This is a genomic window from Streptosporangium sp. NPDC020072 (assembly GCF_040631445.1).
GTDB lineage: Bacteria > Actinomycetota > Actinomycetes > Streptosporangiales > Streptosporangiaceae > Streptosporangium.
The window spans coordinates 546,375-565,977 of the sequence record NZ_JBEYAB010000004.1 but is presented as its reverse complement, the minus strand read 5'-3'; the positions used below and the strand labels follow the sequence as shown (position 1 = coordinate 565,977).

General features: G+C 67.0%; 15 protein-coding genes and 1 CRISPR repeat array. Of the genes, 6 read left to right on the top strand and 9 right to left on the bottom strand.

Annotated elements, in window-relative coordinates; translation table 11 throughout:
• Positions 1-140: 140 nt before the first annotated feature.
• The 3 genes from ABZ470_RS12225 to ABZ470_RS12215 are packed head-to-tail and all read right to left on the bottom strand — an operon-like array spanning position 141 to position 1,287.
• Entirely contained in the window at positions 141-533 is a 393-nt protein-coding gene (locus ABZ470_RS12225) for a hypothetical protein (protein ID WP_362911368.1), read from the bottom strand.
• Positions 530-1,072, bottom strand: a complete 543-nt coding sequence (locus ABZ470_RS12220; protein ID WP_362911367.1) for a hypothetical protein — start codon at positions 1,070-1,072, stop codon at positions 530-532. The genes ABZ470_RS12225 and ABZ470_RS12220 overlap by 4 nt, the downstream gene beginning before the upstream one ends.
• A complete protein-coding gene (locus ABZ470_RS12215) occupies positions 1,069-1,287 on the bottom strand; it encodes a hypothetical protein (RefSeq protein ID WP_362911366.1) in 219 nt (72 codons plus the stop codon). Before ABZ470_RS12215 ends, ABZ470_RS12220 begins: the two co-directional genes overlap by 4 nt.
• Before the next feature lie 1,067 nt (positions 1,288-2,354).
• Here ABZ470_RS12215 and ABZ470_RS12210 point away from each other — a divergent pair.
• The gene (locus tag ABZ470_RS12210; RefSeq protein WP_362911365.1) at positions 2,355-3,629 is read left to right on the top strand and encodes a hypothetical protein; all 1,275 of its coding nucleotides are present in this window, start codon (positions 2,355-2,357) and stop codon (positions 3,627-3,629) included.
• Here the strand turns inward: ABZ470_RS12210 and ABZ470_RS12205 are convergent.
• Positions 3,584-4,135, bottom strand: coding sequence for a GNAT family N-acetyltransferase (locus ABZ470_RS12205; RefSeq protein ID WP_362911364.1), 552 nt, complete (start codon positions 4,133-4,135; stop codon positions 3,584-3,586). The two genes, ABZ470_RS12210 and ABZ470_RS12205, sit on opposite strands and share 46 nt — an antisense overlap.
• A 323-nt stretch (positions 4,136-4,458) precedes the next feature.
• A CRISPR array of direct repeats spans positions 4,459-4,751; the repeat unit is 29 nt; unit sequence GTTCCTCATCACCCTGAAGGGTTCGCAAC.
• 140 nt (positions 4,752-4,891) lie between these two features.
• The gene (locus ABZ470_RS12200; RefSeq protein ID WP_362911363.1) at positions 4,892-5,833 is read right to left on the bottom strand and encodes an AraC family transcriptional regulator; all 942 of its coding nucleotides are present in this window, start codon (positions 5,831-5,833) and stop codon (positions 4,892-4,894) included.
• A 71-nt stretch (positions 5,834-5,904) separates the two neighbouring features.
• Between ABZ470_RS12200 and ABZ470_RS12195 the strand changes: the two genes are divergently transcribed.
• The 3 genes from ABZ470_RS12195 to ABZ470_RS12185 all read left to right on the top strand — a co-directional run bounded on the left by ABZ470_RS12195 (position 5,905) and on the right by ABZ470_RS12185 (position 7,623).
• Positions 5,905-6,750: an NmrA family NAD(P)-binding protein gene (locus tag ABZ470_RS12195; protein WP_362911362.1), complete on the top strand. Its 846-nt coding sequence runs from the start codon at positions 5,905-5,907 to the stop codon at positions 6,748-6,750.
• Entirely contained in the window at positions 6,747-7,103 is a 357-nt protein-coding gene (locus ABZ470_RS12190; protein ID WP_362911361.1) for a DUF4440 domain-containing protein, read from the top strand. Before ABZ470_RS12195 ends, ABZ470_RS12190 begins: the two co-directional genes overlap by 4 nt.
• A 94-nt stretch (positions 7,104-7,197) precedes the next feature.
• On the top strand, positions 7,198-7,623 hold the full coding sequence (locus tag ABZ470_RS12185) for a GNAT family N-acetyltransferase (RefSeq protein WP_362911360.1): 426 nt from the start codon (positions 7,198-7,200) through the stop codon (positions 7,621-7,623).
• 156 nt (positions 7,624-7,779) lie between these two features.
• On the opposite strand, the gene ABZ470_RS12180 is transcribed toward ABZ470_RS12185, so the two are convergent.
• Both ABZ470_RS12180 and ABZ470_RS12175 read right to left on the bottom strand, forming a co-directional pair.
• Positions 7,780-8,214 carry an HAD-IA family hydrolase gene (locus tag ABZ470_RS12180; protein ID WP_352015864.1) on the bottom strand — a complete coding sequence of 145 codons (435 nt, stop codon included), beginning with the start codon at positions 8,212-8,214 and terminating at the stop codon, positions 7,780-7,782.
• Between the two features lie 36 nt (positions 8,215-8,250).
• Complete coding sequence (locus ABZ470_RS12175; RefSeq protein ID WP_362911359.1) at positions 8,251-8,817, bottom strand: DUF4291 domain-containing protein; 567 nt, start codon at positions 8,815-8,817, stop codon at positions 8,251-8,253.
• Between the two features lie 220 nt (positions 8,818-9,037).
• On the opposite strand from ABZ470_RS12175, the gene ABZ470_RS12170 reads away from it, so the two are divergent.
• The gene (locus tag ABZ470_RS12170) at positions 9,038-9,145 is read left to right on the top strand and encodes a putative leader peptide (RefSeq protein WP_352015862.1); all 108 of its coding nucleotides are present in this window, start codon (positions 9,038-9,040) and stop codon (positions 9,143-9,145) included.
• 148 nt (positions 9,146-9,293) lie between these two features.
• Positions 9,294-10,865 (top strand): sulfatase, encoded by a 1,572-nt coding sequence (locus ABZ470_RS12165; RefSeq protein WP_362911358.1) that lies wholly within the window; start codon positions 9,294-9,296, stop codon positions 10,863-10,865.
• 752 nt (positions 10,866-11,617) lie between these two features.
• Here ABZ470_RS12165 and ABZ470_RS12160 read toward each other — a convergent pair.
• Together ABZ470_RS12160 and ABZ470_RS12155 are read right to left on the bottom strand one after the other, a co-directional pair.
• Positions 11,618-12,643 (bottom strand): hypothetical protein, encoded by a 1,026-nt coding sequence (locus ABZ470_RS12160; protein ID WP_362911357.1) that lies wholly within the window; start codon positions 12,641-12,643, stop codon positions 11,618-11,620.
• A gap of 62 nt (positions 12,644-12,705) precedes the next feature.
• A complete protein-coding gene (locus ABZ470_RS12155) occupies positions 12,706-18,978 on the bottom strand; it encodes a DNRLRE domain-containing protein (protein WP_362911356.1) in 6,273 nt (2,090 codons plus the stop codon).
• Between the last annotated feature and the right edge of the window lie 625 nt (positions 18,979-19,603).

Here is a 19,603-nt window from a genome sequence, read left to right as displayed (position 1 = left end):
GCCCAGACCCCTCCCGCCTGGACCGCACGCTTATGGGGGTGTGAAGGGTGTGCGGCCCAGGTCCCTCATCCCTGAGCCGCACGTCATGGGGTACGGCGAGCAGCGGGTGGGATGAGTTTCCACGCCCGCCGTACCGGCTTTCAGGAGCGCAGCAGCCCGCGCAACGCCGTGGCCCGACCCGGTTGAGCCGCCTGACCAGGGCATACGGCCTGAACGACCCGGGGGACCCGGGCCAGCTGCCTGACCCGAGCGGCCTGGATCGCTCGGGCGACGGCGACGGCCTGAATGCTCGGCGGCACCACCGGAACCACCTGAGCGGCCAACTTACGGTCCAACTCCTCGGCCGACCCGGCCCGCACCAGCAGCACCTCCCCGGGACACGGCCTGCCGAACAGGACACTCCGGTAGGCACTCCACAACCCGGTCGTCGAGCTGTGGAAGACCAGCCATCCGGGATGAGCCGTCTGCAGGGAGGCACAGGTTCGATCGGAAAACTCAGAAATTTGACGGGCCGTCCAGGCCGGAAGCGTCATGCCGCCCTCCCGCCCAGCGAACGCCGATCCCCGGCGGAAACCGTTTCCCCACCCGGCGAAGACCGTCTCTCACCGGACATCATTCCCTCACCTGACGAAGGCCGTCCCCCGACGGGCGCCGTTCCCCCACCCGACGAACCCCGCTCCCCACTGGGCTCCTTGGTGATCACCTCGGTTCGCGTCCCACCGAACTCCTCGACGACCGCCCCTCCGGAGGGCCCTCCCCGCCTGCGGGAAGCCCTCCTGCGAACCGGCGCCGGGGAAGGCTGCGGCACGGGAGCCGTGAGCCGGATGGCCCGGATCATCTCGGCCTCCCGCATCCGCTCCTCCAACCCGTCAGCCGTGGGGTCCTCGACGATCACCGGTCGGGGGCCGTCCCAGGCGGCCACAGCGTAGAAGGAGCGTCGTCCCAGGCTGTAGAGGACCGTCCAGTCCACCCAGGCCTGGTCGATCCGCTCGGCTTCGGCGCGTGCCGGGCCGTCCCACACCCGCCGGTACACCGGGGCGTACGGCTGGCCGTCGCGGTGTCGTCCGGTCACGGGGTCACCCCCGCAACGGCGTCGCGGGCGGTCTTCTCCTGCTCGGCGATGACGGCCTGAACCTCGTCGAAGGTGTCGGCGTCCACTGCCGACTGCGCCCCGGCCCGTACGGCGGCGCGGGGGAAGAGGTGGTTGCGGAAGGCCCAGAACCGGCCCGCGTCACTGATGATCAACCGCCAGCCCGGGATCACCGGGCGCGTAGGAGTGTCGTGCATGATCTGGACCTCCACGATCCGACCAGAGGCGTGCCTGGCCAGGGTGATCGCCAGACGGGCCTGCCCTGCGGGACAAGAAAGAAGCCGCGCGCCGTACGGCACAGCCGAAGACCGAAGACCACGAGCACCAGGCCGACAGGCCGCCTGAGCACGGGGAACGTGACATCGGTCTCCGCGTCGAGGCGGCCCGCCGCTCGCGGGCCGTACACCGAAGTGGCCGGGCGGACGGACCCTCGTCCAGGTGATCCCCGACCGGGGAATCCGGTGGAACGGGCGCCGAACCCGCCTGGACACCGGAGCCTGGGCAGGCCGTACCGGCGCGACAGGCGTGGACTCCGGAACCATGACCGGGCCGTCCACAGGAACCGGCTCCGCAGAACCGTCCGGTACGGCACTCACGGCCGGGGCAACCGAGAACGTATCCGGCTCGGGAACAGGACAACCCTGACCAGGCCCCAGCACCAGATCTGGCCCAACCACCCCCACAGGACCATCCGGTACGGCGCTCGCGGCCGGGGCCATCGCGGGTGCCTCCGGCTCAGGATCGGGGTCAGGACGCCGCTGGGCAGGCACCAACGGAACCACCTCGGCGGGAGCCACCTCCACCGGAGGCCGAGGAGCGGGAAGGAGCTGCGGGCCGTACTCGCGACGGGCCTGGAGGCGGGCGTTCATCAACAGCCCGGACGGCTGCACGTAGTCGTGCCCGTCCTGGTTCGGGCAGCCGTGGGCGTACGGGGAGTGGCCGCATCGGGCGCATCCCATGGGCAGGGGGATGGCACCGGCGAAGCAGCCGCAACCGTCCCGGATCAGCGTGTCCGAGTCGAAGCTCGGAGCACTACTCTTGCTCACGTCAGGAGATACCTTCCTGATCAAGGCCCCGGCCGGTGCTGTTATCACCGCGTCCGGGGCCGCTGTCGTTTCAGGGCTTTGACAGTGAACCCCAGCGAAAGCACCGTCCGTAACGGAAAATGACGGAGACATGGGCGGAGACTTTCTCCCCGCCCTTTCTCCGATGGGCGGGTGATATGGCGACATCTCTGCCAGAACGTCCGGCATGGGCATCACGCTTGCAGTCCGAGCGTGAAAAGCGCCGGTGGAACAAAAGTGAGATGGCCCGCCGCCTGATCACCAAGGCCGGGCACGACCCTTCGACGGTCAACTCCCTGGCCCGATCGATCCGTGACTGGGAGAAAGGTAAGCATTACCCCCGCGACTGGGCAGCCGTCTATGCCCAGGTCTTCAATCTCCACGAAGGCGTCCTATTCTCCAAGAAAAGGGCGTCACATGAGGATGGTGAGATGGAACGACGCAGGCTCCTGCAAGCACTGGCGGCGCTCGGCGTCGCCTCGCCGCCGGTCTTCGACTCGCTCCAGACGATCCGGGACAGCGTCGGCCTGTCGCTGGGGCGCGACGAGCGTCTCGATGTGGAGATGTGGGAGGAGACCGTCTCCGAGCACGGTTACGGCTATCGGCTGACCCCTCCGCAGCAGATGCTCGGCGAGCTTGCGGCCGATCTCGTCGCGGTCAAGCAGTCCATGTCCCGTGCGGGAGATCGCAGCCGGATGTTCCGCTCCTGGTGCCGGGTGACCGGGGGCCTGTCGCTGCTCATGGCGAAGACGCTGTGCAACCTTGAGCAGTCCAGGCAGGCCCGACAGTGGTGGGCGACTGCCTTGAACGCTGCGGAGCTATCCGGAGACCCTGACCTGAGCTCGTGGATCAAAGCGGAGCAGTTGATCCACGGACTTTACGACCAGCGCCCCGCACCGGTTCTCCTGCGTCACGCCGACGCGGCGCTCAACGAACACGGCGACTCTGCCTATCGGGGAGTCACCGGGATCTCGGCCGCACGCGCGCAGGTGCTGGCGACCCTCGGCAGGTCCGCCGAAGCGGCGGCCGAAATCCGCCGCTGCGGCGAGATATTCGAACGCCTGCCTGATTCGGTCACAAACACCCACCAGGGTCGAACCATCGAAAGCTGGGGAGTCGAGAGGCTGAATTACACCCAAGCATGGGTGTATTCGTATCTCGGTAATCGGGGGCGGCTCGACGAAGCCGTGAGCCACACGCACGAGGCGCTGGACCCATCTGACCCCAACCCTCGTTTCCGTGCTCAACTAGCTCTTCTTCAGGCTGCGGGATACGTGCGTTCCGGTGATGTGACCGAAGGAATTCGACACGCTCAGGCTGTCTATCAGGCCTATCCGGCCGAGCAACGAACCATCATGGTGACGCGATTGGCCCACGGGGTTCTTGAAGCGGTGCCCACGACTGAATGGCGTACACACGCGGTAGTCGACTATCGAGAGCTGGTCGGCGCCTCAGGCCGTAAAGCGATCACGTAAAGGTCGAACGTGTCCGAGGTTTCACCCTCAACGCCCGGGACCCGCCCTACCAGGCTCCATCCCCAGCGTTCGTACATGCGCTGCGTTTCCCGGTTGTCCGGAACGGTGGCCAACGTCGCCCGTTCCTCGGGACGCGACCTGAGAAGCTCGTCCATGAGACGCCTGCCAAGCCCCCGGCCACGATGGGACGGCAACACCGCCAAATCGATCACCGCGAACGTCCGCCGTCCGGTCTCGACGGCGAAGCCGTCAGGCTGGAGCGGCCGGAGCCCGTTCCACCACGTCGAACGCGCGGAGAGCGGCAGGCCGTAGGCGAAGCCGACCAACACCCCGTTCTCCCGCACCGTCACCGCCTCGAACCCCGCCGACTCGATCTGCCGAAGAGTCCGCCGCCGATGGTCGCCCAGGTCGTAATTCGGGAACGCTACAGCGTAGACCTGCTGAATCTCATCGAACTGCTCCCGAGCTTCCCCGGGACTGAGACGGCTCATCTCTGCCTGGCCCATGAACACATCCTCACCACATCCCACCGCCCGAGGAAAGCAGAGAGCCCGGACACCTGAAGCTGCCCAGGGCGGCAAAGACCCCTCCAACCCAGCCCTGACCTTCATCGCCTCCGAGTGGAACGCCTTCATAAGCGACGCAAAACTCGGAACATTCGACTTCTCACCCACGAGCCCGCCATCATGGACAGAGCCCCACGTCCCGAGGCCGTACCCTAAGGATGATCAACGCTCTGACCTGCATATCTGCACTACCGCCGGACTGCTGCAGAAACAGTCCTTCCTGCCCCTCCACGACCCCACCCGACCTGGGACTTTACCCTCGGGTTCCTCATCACCCTGAAGGGTTCGCAACCCGGTCAGGAGCCTGGCGACGAGCGTCATGGCTGCCACGTTCCTCATCACCCTGAAGGGTTCGCAACCCCCGGCCCACCCGGACGCAATCTCGGCTTCGTCGTCCTGGTTCCTCATCACCCTGAAGGGTTCGCAACGCCAAACCAGGCGCACGATCAGGCCCACGATCAGCGCGTTCCTCATCACCCTGAAGGGTTCGCAACGTGAACTGCTCGTCCGGCACTGCCACACCGGAGGTTCCTCATCACCCTGAAGGGGTCGAATCACCCTGAAAGGGTCGAAGCCATCGCCAAAGTCGCCGAGGTGCCCGTGCCGCGTCGCCGTACCCCCTGACGACCGAGTGACGACCGAGGCCGTGGGAGTTCCTGGCCGTTGGGGATCGCCAGTGGGTGGAGGAGCCGCTGTTCAGTCTTCTTGAAAGCCGGGGGCCCAGCGGCGGCGGTAGTCGCCGGGGGTGGTGCCGTACCACTGGCGGAAGGCCAGGTGGAAGCCGACCGTCGAGTGGTAGCCGACGCGTTCGCTGATCCGGCTGTGGGCGAGTGTGGTCTCGCTCAGCAGGCGGGCGGCCTCCTGCATGCGGCGGGCGGTCAGGTGCCGGATCGGCGCCTCGCCGACCAGTTCGCGAAAGGTCGCCGCGAACGCCGAGCGCGACATCCCGGCCTGGGCCGCCAGTGACTCCACCGTCCAGGGTTCGGCGAACCTCGTCTGTACGGCGTGCAGCGCCGTCCCGATCGCCGGGTGACGCAGCGCCCGCAGGACCGGCGAGCCCTCGGCCAGCTCCCCCACCGCGGCCCGCAGCGCCAGCACGAAGACCAGCTCGAAGGCGCGCAGGGCGACCAGCGCCGCGCCGGGTTCGGCCAGGTCCCACTCGCCCGCCAACCGCCCGAGGGTGCCGCCGAGCAGCCCGTGGCCGTCCAGTGTGGCCTTGTCGAGCACCAGGACGGACGGCAGCGCCCGGTAGATCGGCGAGATGGCGGCCCTGTCGTAGTGGAGCCCGCCGCAGATCAGGACCGTCCGCTCGCCGGGCCCGCCGAGTTCGACGGTGGTGACGCCGCCCGGCGGCCGTTCGGGGAGCAGTGTGGAGAGCGGTACGGCGGGGCGCCCCGGCCGGTCGCCCAGCCGGTGGGCGTTGCCGTGCGGGAGGACGGCCAGGTCTCCGGCGTGCAGCAGGACGGGCTCGGCGCCGGGCAGTTCGACGGCACAGGTTCCCTCCTGCACGTAGTGCAGCAGCGCGCAGTCCTCGGCCTCGCCCGCGATGCCCCAGGGCGACCCCGCCTGCCAGCGGCTGTGGAAGACCCCCTCCAGCCGTAGCGGGGCCAGCAGGGCGCTCAGCAGGTCATCATCCACCGGACGATCCTTAAATAACCTGATATTTCACTTAATCGAGCGTATCGCGGATTCGGTCGAGACTTTCCGGCATGACCTTTCTTGTGATCGGCGCATCAGGCGCCCAGGGCGGCGCGGTCGCGCGGCGGCTCGTCGCCGAGGGACACACGGTGCGCGGCCTGACCAGGAGCGGCCGGGTGCCGCACGGCGTGGAACCGGTCGTCGGCGACCTCGGCGACGCCGAGGCGGTGAAGGCGGCCTTCGCCGGGGTGACGCACGCCTCGGTGACGCTGCCCATGGTCTTCGAGCCGGACACGGTCGCCGCCTACGTCCACCATGTGCGCGACGCCGCGCTGGCGGCCGGGGTGCGGCGGCTGGTGTTCAACACCGCCAACCGGCTGCCCGAGGCCGCCACGCGGGTGGCCGCCTTCGAGACGCGCCGGTGGGCGGTGCGGACGCTGCGGTCGGCCGGTCTGCCGGTCGTGGTGCTGTGCCCTCCCCTCTACCTGGACAACCTGGCCGCGCCGTGGGTGACGGGCCCGCTGGCGGCCGAGGGCGTGCTGCGCTACCCGCTGCCCGCCGACCTGCCGGTGGCCTGGCTCTCGCACGACGACCTGGGCGCCGCCACGCATGCCGCGCTCGTCCGTGACGGTCTGGAGGGCGCCGTGCTGAGGCTCGGCGGGGCCGACGTGGTGACCGGCGACGAGCTGGCGGCGGCCTTCGGCGCCCGTTACGACGCGCAGGACCCGGCCGAGTTCGAGTCGGGCCTGGCGACGGCGGTGGGCGCGCCGACGGCCGCCGCGGTGGCGGACACCTACCGCCACGCCGCCGTCGACCGCGACCTGTTCGCGGCCGATCCCGCCGTGGCCGGCCTGCTGGGCCTGCGGCTGACGCCGCTACGCGCCTGGATCGCCGCCCAGCCGTGGGCGGCCCGGTGAACGGCGTCGAGGCGGAGATCGTCCGCCACCACGAGGTCATCGAACGCTGGCTGACCGGCGCCCTCGCGCGGGAGGAGTTCGCCACCTTCGCCGACGCCCACGGCCCCGGCTTCACGCTCAGCACCCCCGACGGCCCGACGCTCTCCCGCGACCAGGTCCTCGCCGAGGTCGAGGCGCTCCACGGCAGCGCGCCGGGGGTGACCATCGAGATCCGCAACGTACGGATCGTCGCCTCCGAAGGCGCCTTCGTCGTGGCCACCTACCAGGAGGTCCAGCCGGATCGGACCCGACAGTCCACGGTGGTCTTCCAGGGCACCACCTGGTTGCACCTCCACGAGACCTGGCTGCCGTAACGACGGCCCGGGGTCGGGTGCCGCACGTCGATGGGACTCGATTCGGTGATGGGATGTGATCAAGCGCCTGGCGATCGACCTGTCAAGGAGTCCCATGAACGTGACCGTGCGTCCCGGCACCCCGACCGACGTCGAGGCGCTCGTCGCCTTCGACCTGGTGGCCCGCGACGACCGTGCGCGGGTCGAGAGCATAACGCGGTGGTGCCGTGACGGCTCGGCCCTCGTGGCGGAGCTCGGGGGCACGCCGGTGGGCTACTGCGTCCTGGAGCACACCTTCTTCGAGCAGGGCTTCGTCGGCATGCTGTACGTCGCGGAGCCGGCCCGCCGCACGGGGATCGGCACGGCACTGCTCACCGCCGCCCGCGCGGCCTGCGCCACGCGGAAGCTGTTCACCTCCACCAATCTCTCCAACCACCCCATGCACTCGATGCTCGGACGGGCCGGATGGCTGCCCATCGGCATGCTTCACGGTCTCGACGAGGGTGACCCCGAGGTGTTCTACCTCCACGAACAACCGTGAACGGCGTCGACGTACGGCACCCGGTCACCGGACGTGACCTCGCCTTGTGCGAAGACCCGGCGCCCGCCTGGGCCGGGACCTGCGGGTGAACACCCCACATGTCCGAAGACAGCAACCCCGTGGCCTCTGACAGGTGCGCGGTGAGGTCGTGGGCGGTCAGGCTCCCGCGAGGAGTCGTGGGAGTTCGCGCATGTCGTCGAAGACCGAGGTGTTCGGTCCTTCGAGCCATCGCGCGGGTGTGAGTCCGCCGGCGTACCCGAGGGCGCGCATGCCGGCCGCGCGGGCCGCCTGGACTCCGTACTTGCTGTCCTCGACGACGACGCAGGCCGACGGGTGGACGCCCATCCTCCTGGCGGCGTGCAGGAACAGGTCGGGGGCCGGTTTGCCGCGCGCGACCTCACCGGCGCTGAAGACGCGGCCTTCGAAGTACCGGTAAATCCCGGTGCGGCCGAACTTCTCGATCACCTCGGCCTCGGTCAGCGGCCAGCCCAGTTCGGCGCCCACGGTGACGTGGAGGCGTACGGCCAGGCGTTCGCTGTCGATGAGCACACCGTCGCAGTCGAATATGACGAGCTCGATCGGGTTGATCATCCGGACAGCGTACGCCCGGGGGCACCGCCCCAAACGTCACCTGCCTGGGGAAAGGCGGCTTTCCAGGGTCCGCGGCAGTGGATACACCCGCTCCGCGGGGAACAGCCGCTGGGCTTTGGCGGCGTGCCCGGTCTGTGTCAACGCCGCGGCCTTGCGGACCTGGGGGGTGAGGTCGGTGAGGCCGACGATCCAGTCGTCGGTGAACGTGCGGATCAGATCGCGGCCGACGCCGACCTGGATGCTGTAGTGGTTCAGCGCCGCTCCGCGTGACGAGCGTTCCGGGTCCCACTGGACGTGTACGGCCGCCTGCGCCACGGCTGCCGGATCCGCGGTCGTGAGCACGGCCTGGGACAGGGCCTCCTCCCAGCCCCGCCGGGTCATCCGCACCGCGAGGACACGCTCCTGACCGGGTTTGCGGGCCCAGTTGCTGCGGTGCATGAGCCACAGGAACGAGGGCTTGATCCAGGTCATCCTGTGGAACGAGAACGGCGCGACGAAGCGGCCCGCCCGCAGCGCCGCGTCGGCTATGGCGGGCGCGTACGCCTGGTAGACCACGATCGTGTCAGCGTCGTAGTCCGCGCGAACCTGGTACTGGGGTGCCATGCGTCGCACCCTGCCATCCGGTGCCCTCGCATCGCGAAGCCTTTTTCCCGCTCTCGGCCACGAGGCCGGGAGCGGCATGTTCCGACGAAACAGGTACGCCGCCGACAAACGGCTACGCGAGGTCGTGAACAGAACGAACGCCGCACGCGACGCCGGTTCGACGGCGGGTTCACACAATTACCCACTTGACCGGTAGGGATGTTTCGGATTGCATGTGGTCATGACATCGACCGCCTGGAGTGGACACGGCTTCCACGCCACTGTGCGGCGTCACATCGACTTGGCGCGTGTGAGCAGCGCCATGTGTCGCCCGGTTCTCTCCCACTGATTCTCCGGCCTCCTTTTCGGGTGCGAATTTCCGTGCCCGCAACCGCTGTCACCCCTGGATGAACTCCACCCTGTTCGAGGCTGGAATGCCTCGGCACGCATTCATCGACGCCAAACGATGGAACAGGTATTCCGAGAAAGGGTGCGGTATGAACGTCCTCAATCCACATCGTCGCCGATCGAAACTCCTGGGGGTCCTGCTCGTCGCGTCCGCGGTCATCGCCTACGCGGGTGTGAAGCTCGGCAGTCCTCCGGCGTCGGCGACGACGACCCGGCCCAACATCGTCTTCATCCTCACCGACGACCTCAACGAGGACGTCTTCGGCAAGGACGCCGGGCTCCAGACGCTCCTGACCAGCCAGGGAACGACGTTCAACAAGCAGTTCGTGGAACTGTCGCTGTGCTGCCCGTCGCGGGTGTCCACGCTGCGCGGGCAGTTCGCGCACAACACCGGCATCTACACCAACGACGCCGCCTCCGGTGGCGGATTCCAGTCCTTCCACAACAAAGGACTGGAGAACTCGACCGTCGCCACCTGGCTGCAGAGCGCCGGATACCGTACCGGATTCTTCGGTAAATACCTCAACGGGTACCCCAACGGAGCGCCCAGCAGCACCTACATTCCGCCCGGATGGACGCGCTGGTTCAGCCCCAACGGCGGAAGCCCGTATTCGGAGTACGACTACGACGTCAACGACAACGGCACGACCGTCCATTTCGGCGGCGCGTCCTCGGACTACGGCGTCGACGTGATCTCCCGCAAACTGACCACGTTCATCAGGAACACCACGACCAACTACCCGGACAAGCCTTTCTTCACCTACGTCGCCCCCTACATCCCGCACGGACCGGCGACGCCGCCGCCGCGCTACGACGGCATCTACCCCAACGCGAAGGCGCCGCGCACCCCGTCCTTCAACGAGGACGACGTCAGCGACAAGCCGGCCTGGATCCGCAACAAGCCCAAGCTCACCGCCGCCCAGATCAGCAACATCGACGCCTTCTACGAAAAGCGCAGAGAATCCCTGCGCGCGGTCACCGACCTCGTCCAGGACACGATCGACACCCTGCGGGCGCAGGGCGTGCTCGACAACACCTACATCGTCTTCACCTCGGACAACGGCTTCCACCAGGGTCAGCACCGCCTGAACTCCGGCAAGAACACCGCCTTCGAGGAGGATCTCAACGTTCCGCTGGTCATCCGCGGACCCGGCGTCCCCGCCGGGGCGGTCGTCAACGCCTTCACCCTCAACGTCGACCTCGCGCCGACCTTCGCCGAACTGGCCGGAGCGACCGCTCCCTCCTTCGTCGACGGCCGCTCCCTCGTGCCGTTCCTGCGCGGCACCACGCCGTCGCCGTGGCGCCTGGCGTTCCTCAACGAGCACGCCGGACCCAGCACCCTGAACACCAACACCCTGAACGACCTGCTGGAACCCCAGGATCCCGGTGACGCGCAGGCGCTCGCCTCCGGAGGCGCCCCCGTCTACGTCGGCCTGCGGGCCAAGCCCAACACGCTCGGCGTGAACGCGGCGTTGAACTACGTCGCCTACGACACCGGCGAACACGAGCTGTACGACCTGTCGGCCGATCCCCACCAGCTCGACAACTCCTACGGCGGCGCCGACCCCACGCTCAAACGGAGGCTCGACGCCTGGGTCAGCAGACTCAAGGGCGCCTCCGGGCAGGCACTGCGGGACGCGGAGGAGAACCCGCCGCAGTAGAACCCGTCGCGGTGCGGGCGGGATCTCCCCGCCCGCACCAGAGGATGAGAAGCCCGAGTGACGTGTTGCGGCACCACCGCGTTCTCGCCCTCCTTCGCCGTGCGGTTCGCCCCGCTCCGGCCGGAGGTGCCGTCCTCGCCCCCCTCATCGTGAGTTACGCTGTCCCCCACCTGCTCCGGCTCCGGCCGGAGAGGGCCGCCCGGGCTTCCGAACGTATGACCGACGACCCGGTGTGCCACTCATCACCCTCAAGGGCTCGCGACTTCCATCCACCCTTGATCTCGATCACGACGACCTGGCTCGCTCATCACCCTGAAGGGCTCGCGACTTCCAGCTGTCCTTCACGTCGATCCCGACGACCTGGCTCGCTCATCACCCTGAAGGGTTCGCGACTTCCAGCTGTCCTTGATCTCGATCGTCACGACGCGAATCACTCATCACCTTGAAGGGTTCGAAGCCTCATTTCCTCGTCCCGGCGCTGAGTTCTGTGAGAACTGCCTACTCTTTTCTCAGCTCTCCCAGGACTTGGGTATGCGGTAGAAGGCGCGGGTCGACGACCGCCATTCCCGATCGGCGAAACATTCCACCTACGGTTCACCAATCTACGACCTTGACCCGGAGAAGACTGTCTCCGACCTCGGCGATGGCGTTGACCGATTCGGGACCGCATAATGATTTCAGGGCTTCTCCGTGCACCCGATCATGGGGTCGCAAAATCGGACAACCTCGCCGAGGTTCCCACTCCCAATGGCTCAGGGCCTGTTCGTCCGGCCCGTGAGTCGCTGGTACAGCCGCGATCGGAAAGTCGTCCAGTCCTCGGACAGTGCCTCTCTCGCGTAGGTCAGCGCGCTGAGGTGCCAGGCCTCCGCGTCGCTGATCGATCGAAGGCCATGGCGGACGGCGTTCGCCGCGACCCAACGCCGCCACTGCTGATCGTCCTGTTCACGCATCGCGAACGGAAGTCCCGCCCACTGGCGTCCGAGACTTTCGTGTACTGCTCGCACAGCGGCGTGCTGATCCCCGCCCAGAGTGCGACCTTGGCGTACGGCGTGCAGAGCGTCGTCGAGTTCGGGCGCTGAAAGGCCAAACGTGTCGATGAGCGTCTCGACCATGTGAAGGAGCACCGTGCGTCGCATTTGCTGAGATGACACGCTCAGCCTGGCGTACAGGTCAGGCTCGTGGTGCCAGAGCCCGAGCGGCAGCGGATTCGGCGAAATCGGCTGGTCGAGAAGCACGACCGGGCGCGGCCGGTCGAACCACTGGCGTTCAAGGTGGGCGCCGGTACGAGCCTCCACAATGGCCATGGCGGTGGCCTGCTTTCCTGGCCAGGCGGTGTCTTCCGCGGCACGCAGCGATCGGAGTTCCGTCGCGAGGATCTCCGGTCCCTCATCGAGTCTGGGAACCTCGGCCAGGATGTGACCGTCCACCAGGTAGGTCATGCTCCGGCGGCCGGTCAGATTCCAGGACAGGTGCCAAACCTGGGCCTCGTGGCTTAACCATTTGAGGACATGGGGCAGCCCTACACCGGTGAATCCCCCAGGCTCCAAAAGCATGCCCGTCCGCCCCCAGCCGCCGAGATAGACCGCTTCGGCCTCGATGTCCCCGTTGGCCTCGGTGGTAGTCGGCCATCCGCCGCCGGTCATCCGGGCCGCGAGGTCCCCCGGCGAGAGTTCCGTACCGAAAGGGCGGACGACGGTCCAGGACAGACCCTCGGCGAGCCAACCGCTGTCGTCGGTGAGCACTTTCTCGTAGTGGGCGACCGTTTGCGCGAAATCCATGTGTCACCTGTTCGGGGAGAGTGCCGCCGTGGAAGCCATGGCCTCCACGGCGGCGGATATGGCTAGCTGGGCGGCTGGTTGTAGTAGGTCGATTTGGTGTTGATCGGCTTCCAACATACGTCCGCTATAGACGGCACAGGATCGGGTGTCTTAGCGAACCTATTGAAGAAATGATCCTCGCGAAGGATCCGGTCCCGGTCGTAGAGGCGCTTCAGCTTCTTACCCGCCACCTGGTTGGGCTCCCATGGCCCGGCGCCCATCGCGCAAACCGAGAAATTCCTGGCGGCGTCTTCGCCGGTGGTGCGGTTACCTGCGGAGGCGAAGGGGTACTCGTCGCACTCTCGCGGATCGGGATCCGCTTCGAGCCTCGGCCACAAGCTTCTACACCTGGTCACCGCCCGTGCATTGTTGTTCTTCTGCCGAGGATCTCCGACGCGCCACAAGAACTGCGACTTGTCGGGTCTGCCACTGTTGCTGACGGCGCACCCGAGTACGGTCTTGTTCACCTGCTTAGGCCAGGTGTCCGCTTTGTCATAACATGCCTTCCAGTAGTGGAAATACGCGAGGTCGTATCCGGCGTTAAGTTCCCACTCGATGGACGGAATGATGGCCAGTGTGCACCCTCCGGTCCGCGCGAGGATGTAGCTGGCGCTATCACACTTTACCTTGATGTCGCGTTCGGCCGTACCGTAGTTGTAGACGACGGTCTGATCGATGTCATGCGGGCGGACGATCTTGACATACGGCTCGATGTTACAGTTCGAGATCAGCTCGACATTGGCCACCATTCCCGACCGATCCCTCCGCTGAGTGGGAGCATCGTTGGGGGCAGCGCGAAATCGGAAGGTAGCGATCTCCGACCACTGCTGGCCGGGCTCCCACGCCACCTGGTTCCATTCTGTGACCAGTTTGGCAACATGGTTTTGCTGTGCGGAACCATTGAAGTTGGTTATGTGCTTACAAGCCGTCTGATCCCGCGCGGGACTCATACCGATGGTGAGTGTACTCCCCAGCATTGAGATGTCGCCGTCGTCCCTGACATTGCCAAGGTAGACGTCGAACATGATATCGCGGGTCGTGGCGCCGCTATCGAGCCCCTCATCGCCAGAAAATGTCCTGGCGATGAACATCACGTCCGCCTTCCAATTGTAGGCGTCACGGTCGTCGTCAGCCGCACTGGCAGAACCCGCAAATCCAAGAGAGTCCCAAATACTCGCCGAGTCGACCACCTCCACTTCGTGTTTAATGCAGCCGCTGAAGCGGTTCTTCATAAGACCGTGTGTACGCTTGCCCGTTCCGTAGTCCTTGTAACAGCTCGCTGGAGTTATACGGTCGGTGACTGAGGCAGCTGCAGACTTGAGCGTGGTCGGCGTTGCACCGCTGCTGTCGTACAGGGCGAAGACTTCCTCGGGGATCAAATCCCGGCCGTACACCCAGATCTCGTCCAGCGTGCCCGCGATCGCGGTCCCAAGGCTCATCGGCCCCGAAGCATTCCACGCCGGAAATCCGAGCGGAGCACTTCCGATCTCTGTCCCGTTGAGATACAGGGCGGCGGTGCTTGGGGCGGCCGTGTAAACGCCGGCAATATGGAACCACTCATTCGCCGGGGGCTTCACTCCCGAATAAACTCCTGCGACGGTCGGGTTGGCTTGGTCAGCGGTGGTGAAAGTGAACACCAAACCCTGCGCTGGGTCATTGCCAAGATGAAAAGGCACCGTGTTGGCGCCCTTCTGGTCGAGAATCGTATAGGCACCGTCGACATTGCTCCATTTGACCCAGGCCGCGATGGTGAAGCTCTGGTCAGTGAGAGTAACCGGCCCTGTCGTCTGGGCCAGTGGCCCGCCGAGAGGTCCGGGCAGGCTCACGGTCGCATAGCGCCACGAAGCCCAGGCGGAGGTTCCCGCGCGAGCTCGCCAGCGAATCTTCCAGCCGTCGGTAAGGACCCCGGCGGAAACGGTTACGCTCGCCTGAGAACCGGAGGCCACCGCGTCCACAATCCCGGCCCATATTTGGCCCGTGCCTTGCACGGTTGCGGCAGGATCATGCTCCATCTCGAACTCGGCGCGGAGCGGACCATCTGCGGGATCGTTGACGGTGGCCTTGAGCGTGGGGGTGAGACTCTCGGCAACGGTAATACCGTCCACCACTCGGGATGGGACGATCTCCAGCGCAGACACCTCGGCCTTGGGCAGGTCGACGGTGAGGGGTTGCCAGGGTGACCAGGCGGATGCGGCGGTGGGTGAGACCGCGCGGGCGCGCCAGCGCACCTGCCACCCGTCGCTCAACGTGTTCGCCGGGACGGCGATGCTCGCTTGGGTGCCGGCCGGGACGTTGTCGGCGTTACCGGTCCAGATCTGGCCGGTGCCCTGCCCGGCGGGAGCCGCTGGGTCGTGTTCGATCTCGGCTTCGGCGCGTAGTGTGCCGCCTGCCGGGTCGCTCACCTGGGCCAGTAGGGCGGGGGTGAGGGTGGAGGTGACGGTGGTGCCGTTCACCTGCTCGGACGGGGTGACCTGCAGCGCGCCGACGGTCGGTTCGGAGACCGGGTCGGGCACGTCCACGGTCAGGGTCTGCCAGGTCGACCAGGGTGAGGCGATGGTGGTGGCGGTGTTGAGGGCGCGGGCGCGCCAGCGCACCTTCCACCCGTCAATCAGCTTGGCCACCGGGACGGTGAGGGTGGCCTGGGTGCCGGAGGCGACGTTGTCGGCGCCACCGGCCCAGATCTGGCCGCTACCCTGCCCGGCCGGTGCGGCCGGGTCGTGTTCGACCTCGACCTCGGTACGGAGCGGCTGGGCGGCCGGGTCGGTGACGGTGGCGTGCAGGTCAGGGGTCAGGCTGGTGGCCACGGTGGTGCCGTTGACCTGCTGGGACGGCGTCACCTGGAGACCGTCCACGGTGGGGTTGGGCACGTCCACGGTCGCGCTCTGCCAGGCCGACCACGCCGAGGTGGTGGCCGCGGTGGTGTTGGCCGCGCGGGCGCGCCAGCGCACCTTCCACCCGTCGGTCAGCTTGGCGGCCGGGACGGTGACGGTGGCCTGGCTGCCGGAGGTGACCGGGGTGGAGGTGGCGGTCCAGATCTGGCCACTACCCTGCCCGGCCGGGGCGGTGGGGTCGTGCTCGATCTCGAACCCGCCGGTCAGGGAGCCGGTCGCGGCGTCTGTGACGGTGGCGGCCAGTTGCGGAGTGAGCGAGGTGATGGTGGTGGTGCCACCGTTCACTTGGGCCGGGGTGACGGCCAGGTTGGTGGCGGTGGGGGCCGAAGCCGGGCCGGAGGTGGTGACGGTCAGTGTGGGCGGGGCGGAGTAGTCGGTGTCCTCGGAGGAGGTGAACACCCGGTAGTTGTCGGCGGTGTTGGCCTCGTTGGGGTGCTGCAGGACCAGGCCGTGGTTGGCCGCACCTGCCGCCCAGTCCTGGGCGATGCCGGTGACGGTCCACTGCATGCGGGCCGCGCCGCAGTCCTGGGTGAAGGCCTGGCGGTTGGTCTGGGCGTCCTCGGTGGTGGAGGCGGGCTTGTTGGCCCACTGCAGCGTGTTCTCATCCCACGCGCCCGTGACCCGCCGCGCCTGGATGCCGGCGCCGACCTGGGTGCCGCAGGAGGGGGCGTCGATGTTGTTCAGCGACAGTTTGGCGTCGGTCACGGTGGAGCCGGTCAGGCTCGTGGTGTCGAAGCGCAGGTAGACCCGTGACAGGAACATGTCGTACATTCGGCCGGCCATCAGGTACTGGCTGGTCGGGTCGGCGGGGAAGTCGGCGTCGTTGGTGTCGGCCAGTTCCACGTCGTGGTTGAACGGCAGCGTGGTGGCCGGATCGATCCGCACCGGGTAAACGGTGGCCGGATCGGTGAGGAATTTGTGGTCGGGTTTGAGCACCAGTTCGGTACGGCCGTCCTTGACGACCACATCGGTGGCGATCTTCGCGTGACGGGCGGTGGAGCGCTTGCCCTTGGTCAGACGGCCACGGGCGTCGGCGTCCCACATCACCGGCTGCGGCGCCGAAGCCACCAGCCCGCCAGCCTTGCCCTTGCCCTTGTTCTTGTTCTTGCCGGTCGTGGTTTCGGTGAGCAGCAGACGCCCGCCTTTGCCCTTGGCCAGGGTCAGGCCGCCGGTATCCACGCCGATGCGCAACTCCACCGGCTCATCAGGCCGTTCCCGTAGCACCACATCGTGCCGGAACCCGGTCGGCAGTACGGTGACCACCAGATCGGCGCCCTTACCGGCCGCATCGGTGTAGGTGGCCACATTGCCCTTGACCGTCGGCCTGGGCAGTACGGCAGGCCAGGTCAGCGCGTACCGCCGACCATCCGCCGTCATCCGCACGAACTCACCCGAACCGCCGGTGGAGACCTCCACCTCGACCTCGATGTCGATCGCCTTGGGCCGAAGCTTCCCGTTCTGCTCGACCAAGGTGGTATCGATCGGTATCCACACCCCGTCTCGTTGCGTCCGGACCGACCCAGCAGTCACTTCTGTGGTGAACGACTTCTCGCCCGGATTGGCGTACGTGATGCTGGTCTCGGTGGTCTCCTCGCGGACCTCAACCTTGACTCCTCGTGCGACAGCCTCGTTCATGGCCGCCACTCGTGCCGGAAGCACTGAGGATGGTTTCGGCGCACTGTTTGGAGCGACACCGACATTCGTGAGCGCGGAATTGCTGACTCCGGTGGTCCAGGTAGCCCCGTCATCCACCGTGGCGTCATGCTCGTTGCCTGATCCGTCAGCGGTCGTGGTGCCGCTCCCTTCGCTGAACGACCATCGGGCCTTGACATCGCCAACGGGGGCTGGGAGCGGCTCATCGAGGTCACTGCTCGGGGTGAAACTGTCCTGGTCGCTCGACTCCCGGTATTCCTGGTCCTGAGCGTTGGTTATCGGATCCGGCTGAGGAAGTTCAGTGGAGACTCGGCCGGTGGAAGCCCACTGCTGGAGTTCCGCTCCCGTGCTGGGGGCCGCCTCCCCAGGATCCTTGAGCGTGGCGAACACAGCACGGTGGCGAGGCAGTTCGACGTCCACGGTGAGGATGGGCGGGTGGAGTTGCCCTTTACAGGCCTCCAGAGGTGGCGTGGTGCAGCCGCCGGCGTCCTCGGAGCGGTAGCGCCGCCAGTTGCGCAGCTCGGATTCGTTGCCCGCGGTGAGCTGGATGCCGTAGTTGGTGGCGCCGTCGATCCACGCCTGGGCGATCCCGTTGATCGAGTGGGTCAGGTCCCAGGCGTAGTTCATGGAGCCGGAGCAGTCGGTGCTGTAGGCGCCGTACTCGGTGTCCGCGCCCGCACCGGTGACGGACGGCTGGCTGTTCCATCGCAGCGTCGTCTCGTCCCAGGCGGAGGTGATCTGCCGCGCCGTGATGCCCGAGCCGATCGATATCCCGCAGTCGTTGGACTGGTAGTTCCACAGGATCAGGTCGGCGTTCTGCACCGTGCTGCCCGCGAACTCAGCGGGGATGTCGGGGAATTTGAGGTAGCCGCGCCAGCGCTTGGCGACGCTGCTGGCGTAGGACTTGCCGACCACGATCTGGTCCTGAGTGAAGGTGTCCCAGCTGTCCTGGTAGTCGACGTCGTTGATCCAGGTGTCCATGCCGCCGAGCGACCACTGGCCGGTGTGGCCCTCCCACCAGTCGGATGCTGCGGCGGTCATCGTCACTGGGTACGTCGTCACCGGGTCGGCCAGGAACGCAGCGTCCGGGGTGAACACCAGGGTTGTGCCGTCCTCGGCGAGCGTGACGGCAGCCTTGCCTACCTTGCCCGTCTCCAACGGGGCGGCCGTGTCGACGGCCTTGGCGTCCCGCAGCAGGGTCGGCCGCACCTCGGTGACCGTCTTGCCATCCTTGCCTACGACGGTGGGCCGGCCTGCGGCGTTCGTGGTGAAGGACATGCCCTGGGGCAGGTCGACCGGCACTCGGAAGGAAACGGGCCCTGTGGGCCGTTCGGCGATGGTGATCTGCTGCCGGAACCCGGTGGGGTTCGCGGTCACCACCAGGTCACGCCCCTTGCCGTAGGCGTCCGGGTAGGTCGCGGTGTCGCCCTTCAGCCTGGGCTTGGGCAGCACCGACGGAGCGGTGATCTTCGCCGTGGCGTCGGCCGTCCTGCTCTTGAGCAGCGTCTTGTCCCGGCCTGCGGACAGGACGAGATCCGCCTTGGCCGTCTTGGGCCTGATGGCGCCGTCCACCTCCACCAGGGTGGTGTCGACCGGCGTGAAGCCCTTACCGTCGGCGTTCCTGACGCGGATCGGCTGCGTATGCAGTTCCATCCGGAGCGTCCTGCCGTCGGGGTTGGCGTAGTAGGTGGCGCTCTCCGAGCGCAACGACTCGATCTCGACGCGCCGCTTGTCCTTCTTGGCCTGCGCCAACGCCTTGCCCGTAGGCGTGGCGGGGGTACTGGACGGCGACGCCGTGGGAATGGAGGGTGGTGTGGGGGTGGAAGGGGACGTGGGCTCCTGAGCGATCGCGGGTGCACTCATGAGCGACAAAGGCAGCGCCAGAGCCGCGAGCATGGCAGCTCGACGGCGCATCCGAACGGTTAATCCGGACGCTGTGTGTGATGCGTTCACTCCAATCTTTCGAACGTAAGTTCTAAAACGGAGTGATCGTCACATATTTAGCCATCTAAGTAAAGATCCCTTTATGAACCAAAGGGTGATTTGACCACATAACGAACCTTCTTGCCGATCCCGGTTCGGTTTCAACACCTCAGGACCGACACCGACCCGCCGCGTTCTCCTCGCTGGAAAGGGGCGTCGGTTCACACAGAGCAACCAGCAAGAGTGTCCCGAGCGCGCAAGTCTCGCTCAGGGCGACACCCCGGGACATGGCTGACCATGAGAGCCCCTTCACCCTGAAGAGTTCGCGGCGTGCCCGAGGCCGTATCGGTGGCGCACAGGTCACCTGCCTCGCGTGAAGACCTGGCGCCCGTCCGACCTGAAGCCCGCGTGCGCGCCGTACCCGGGTGGAGAGGGTAACGGGACGGTCTCTCAG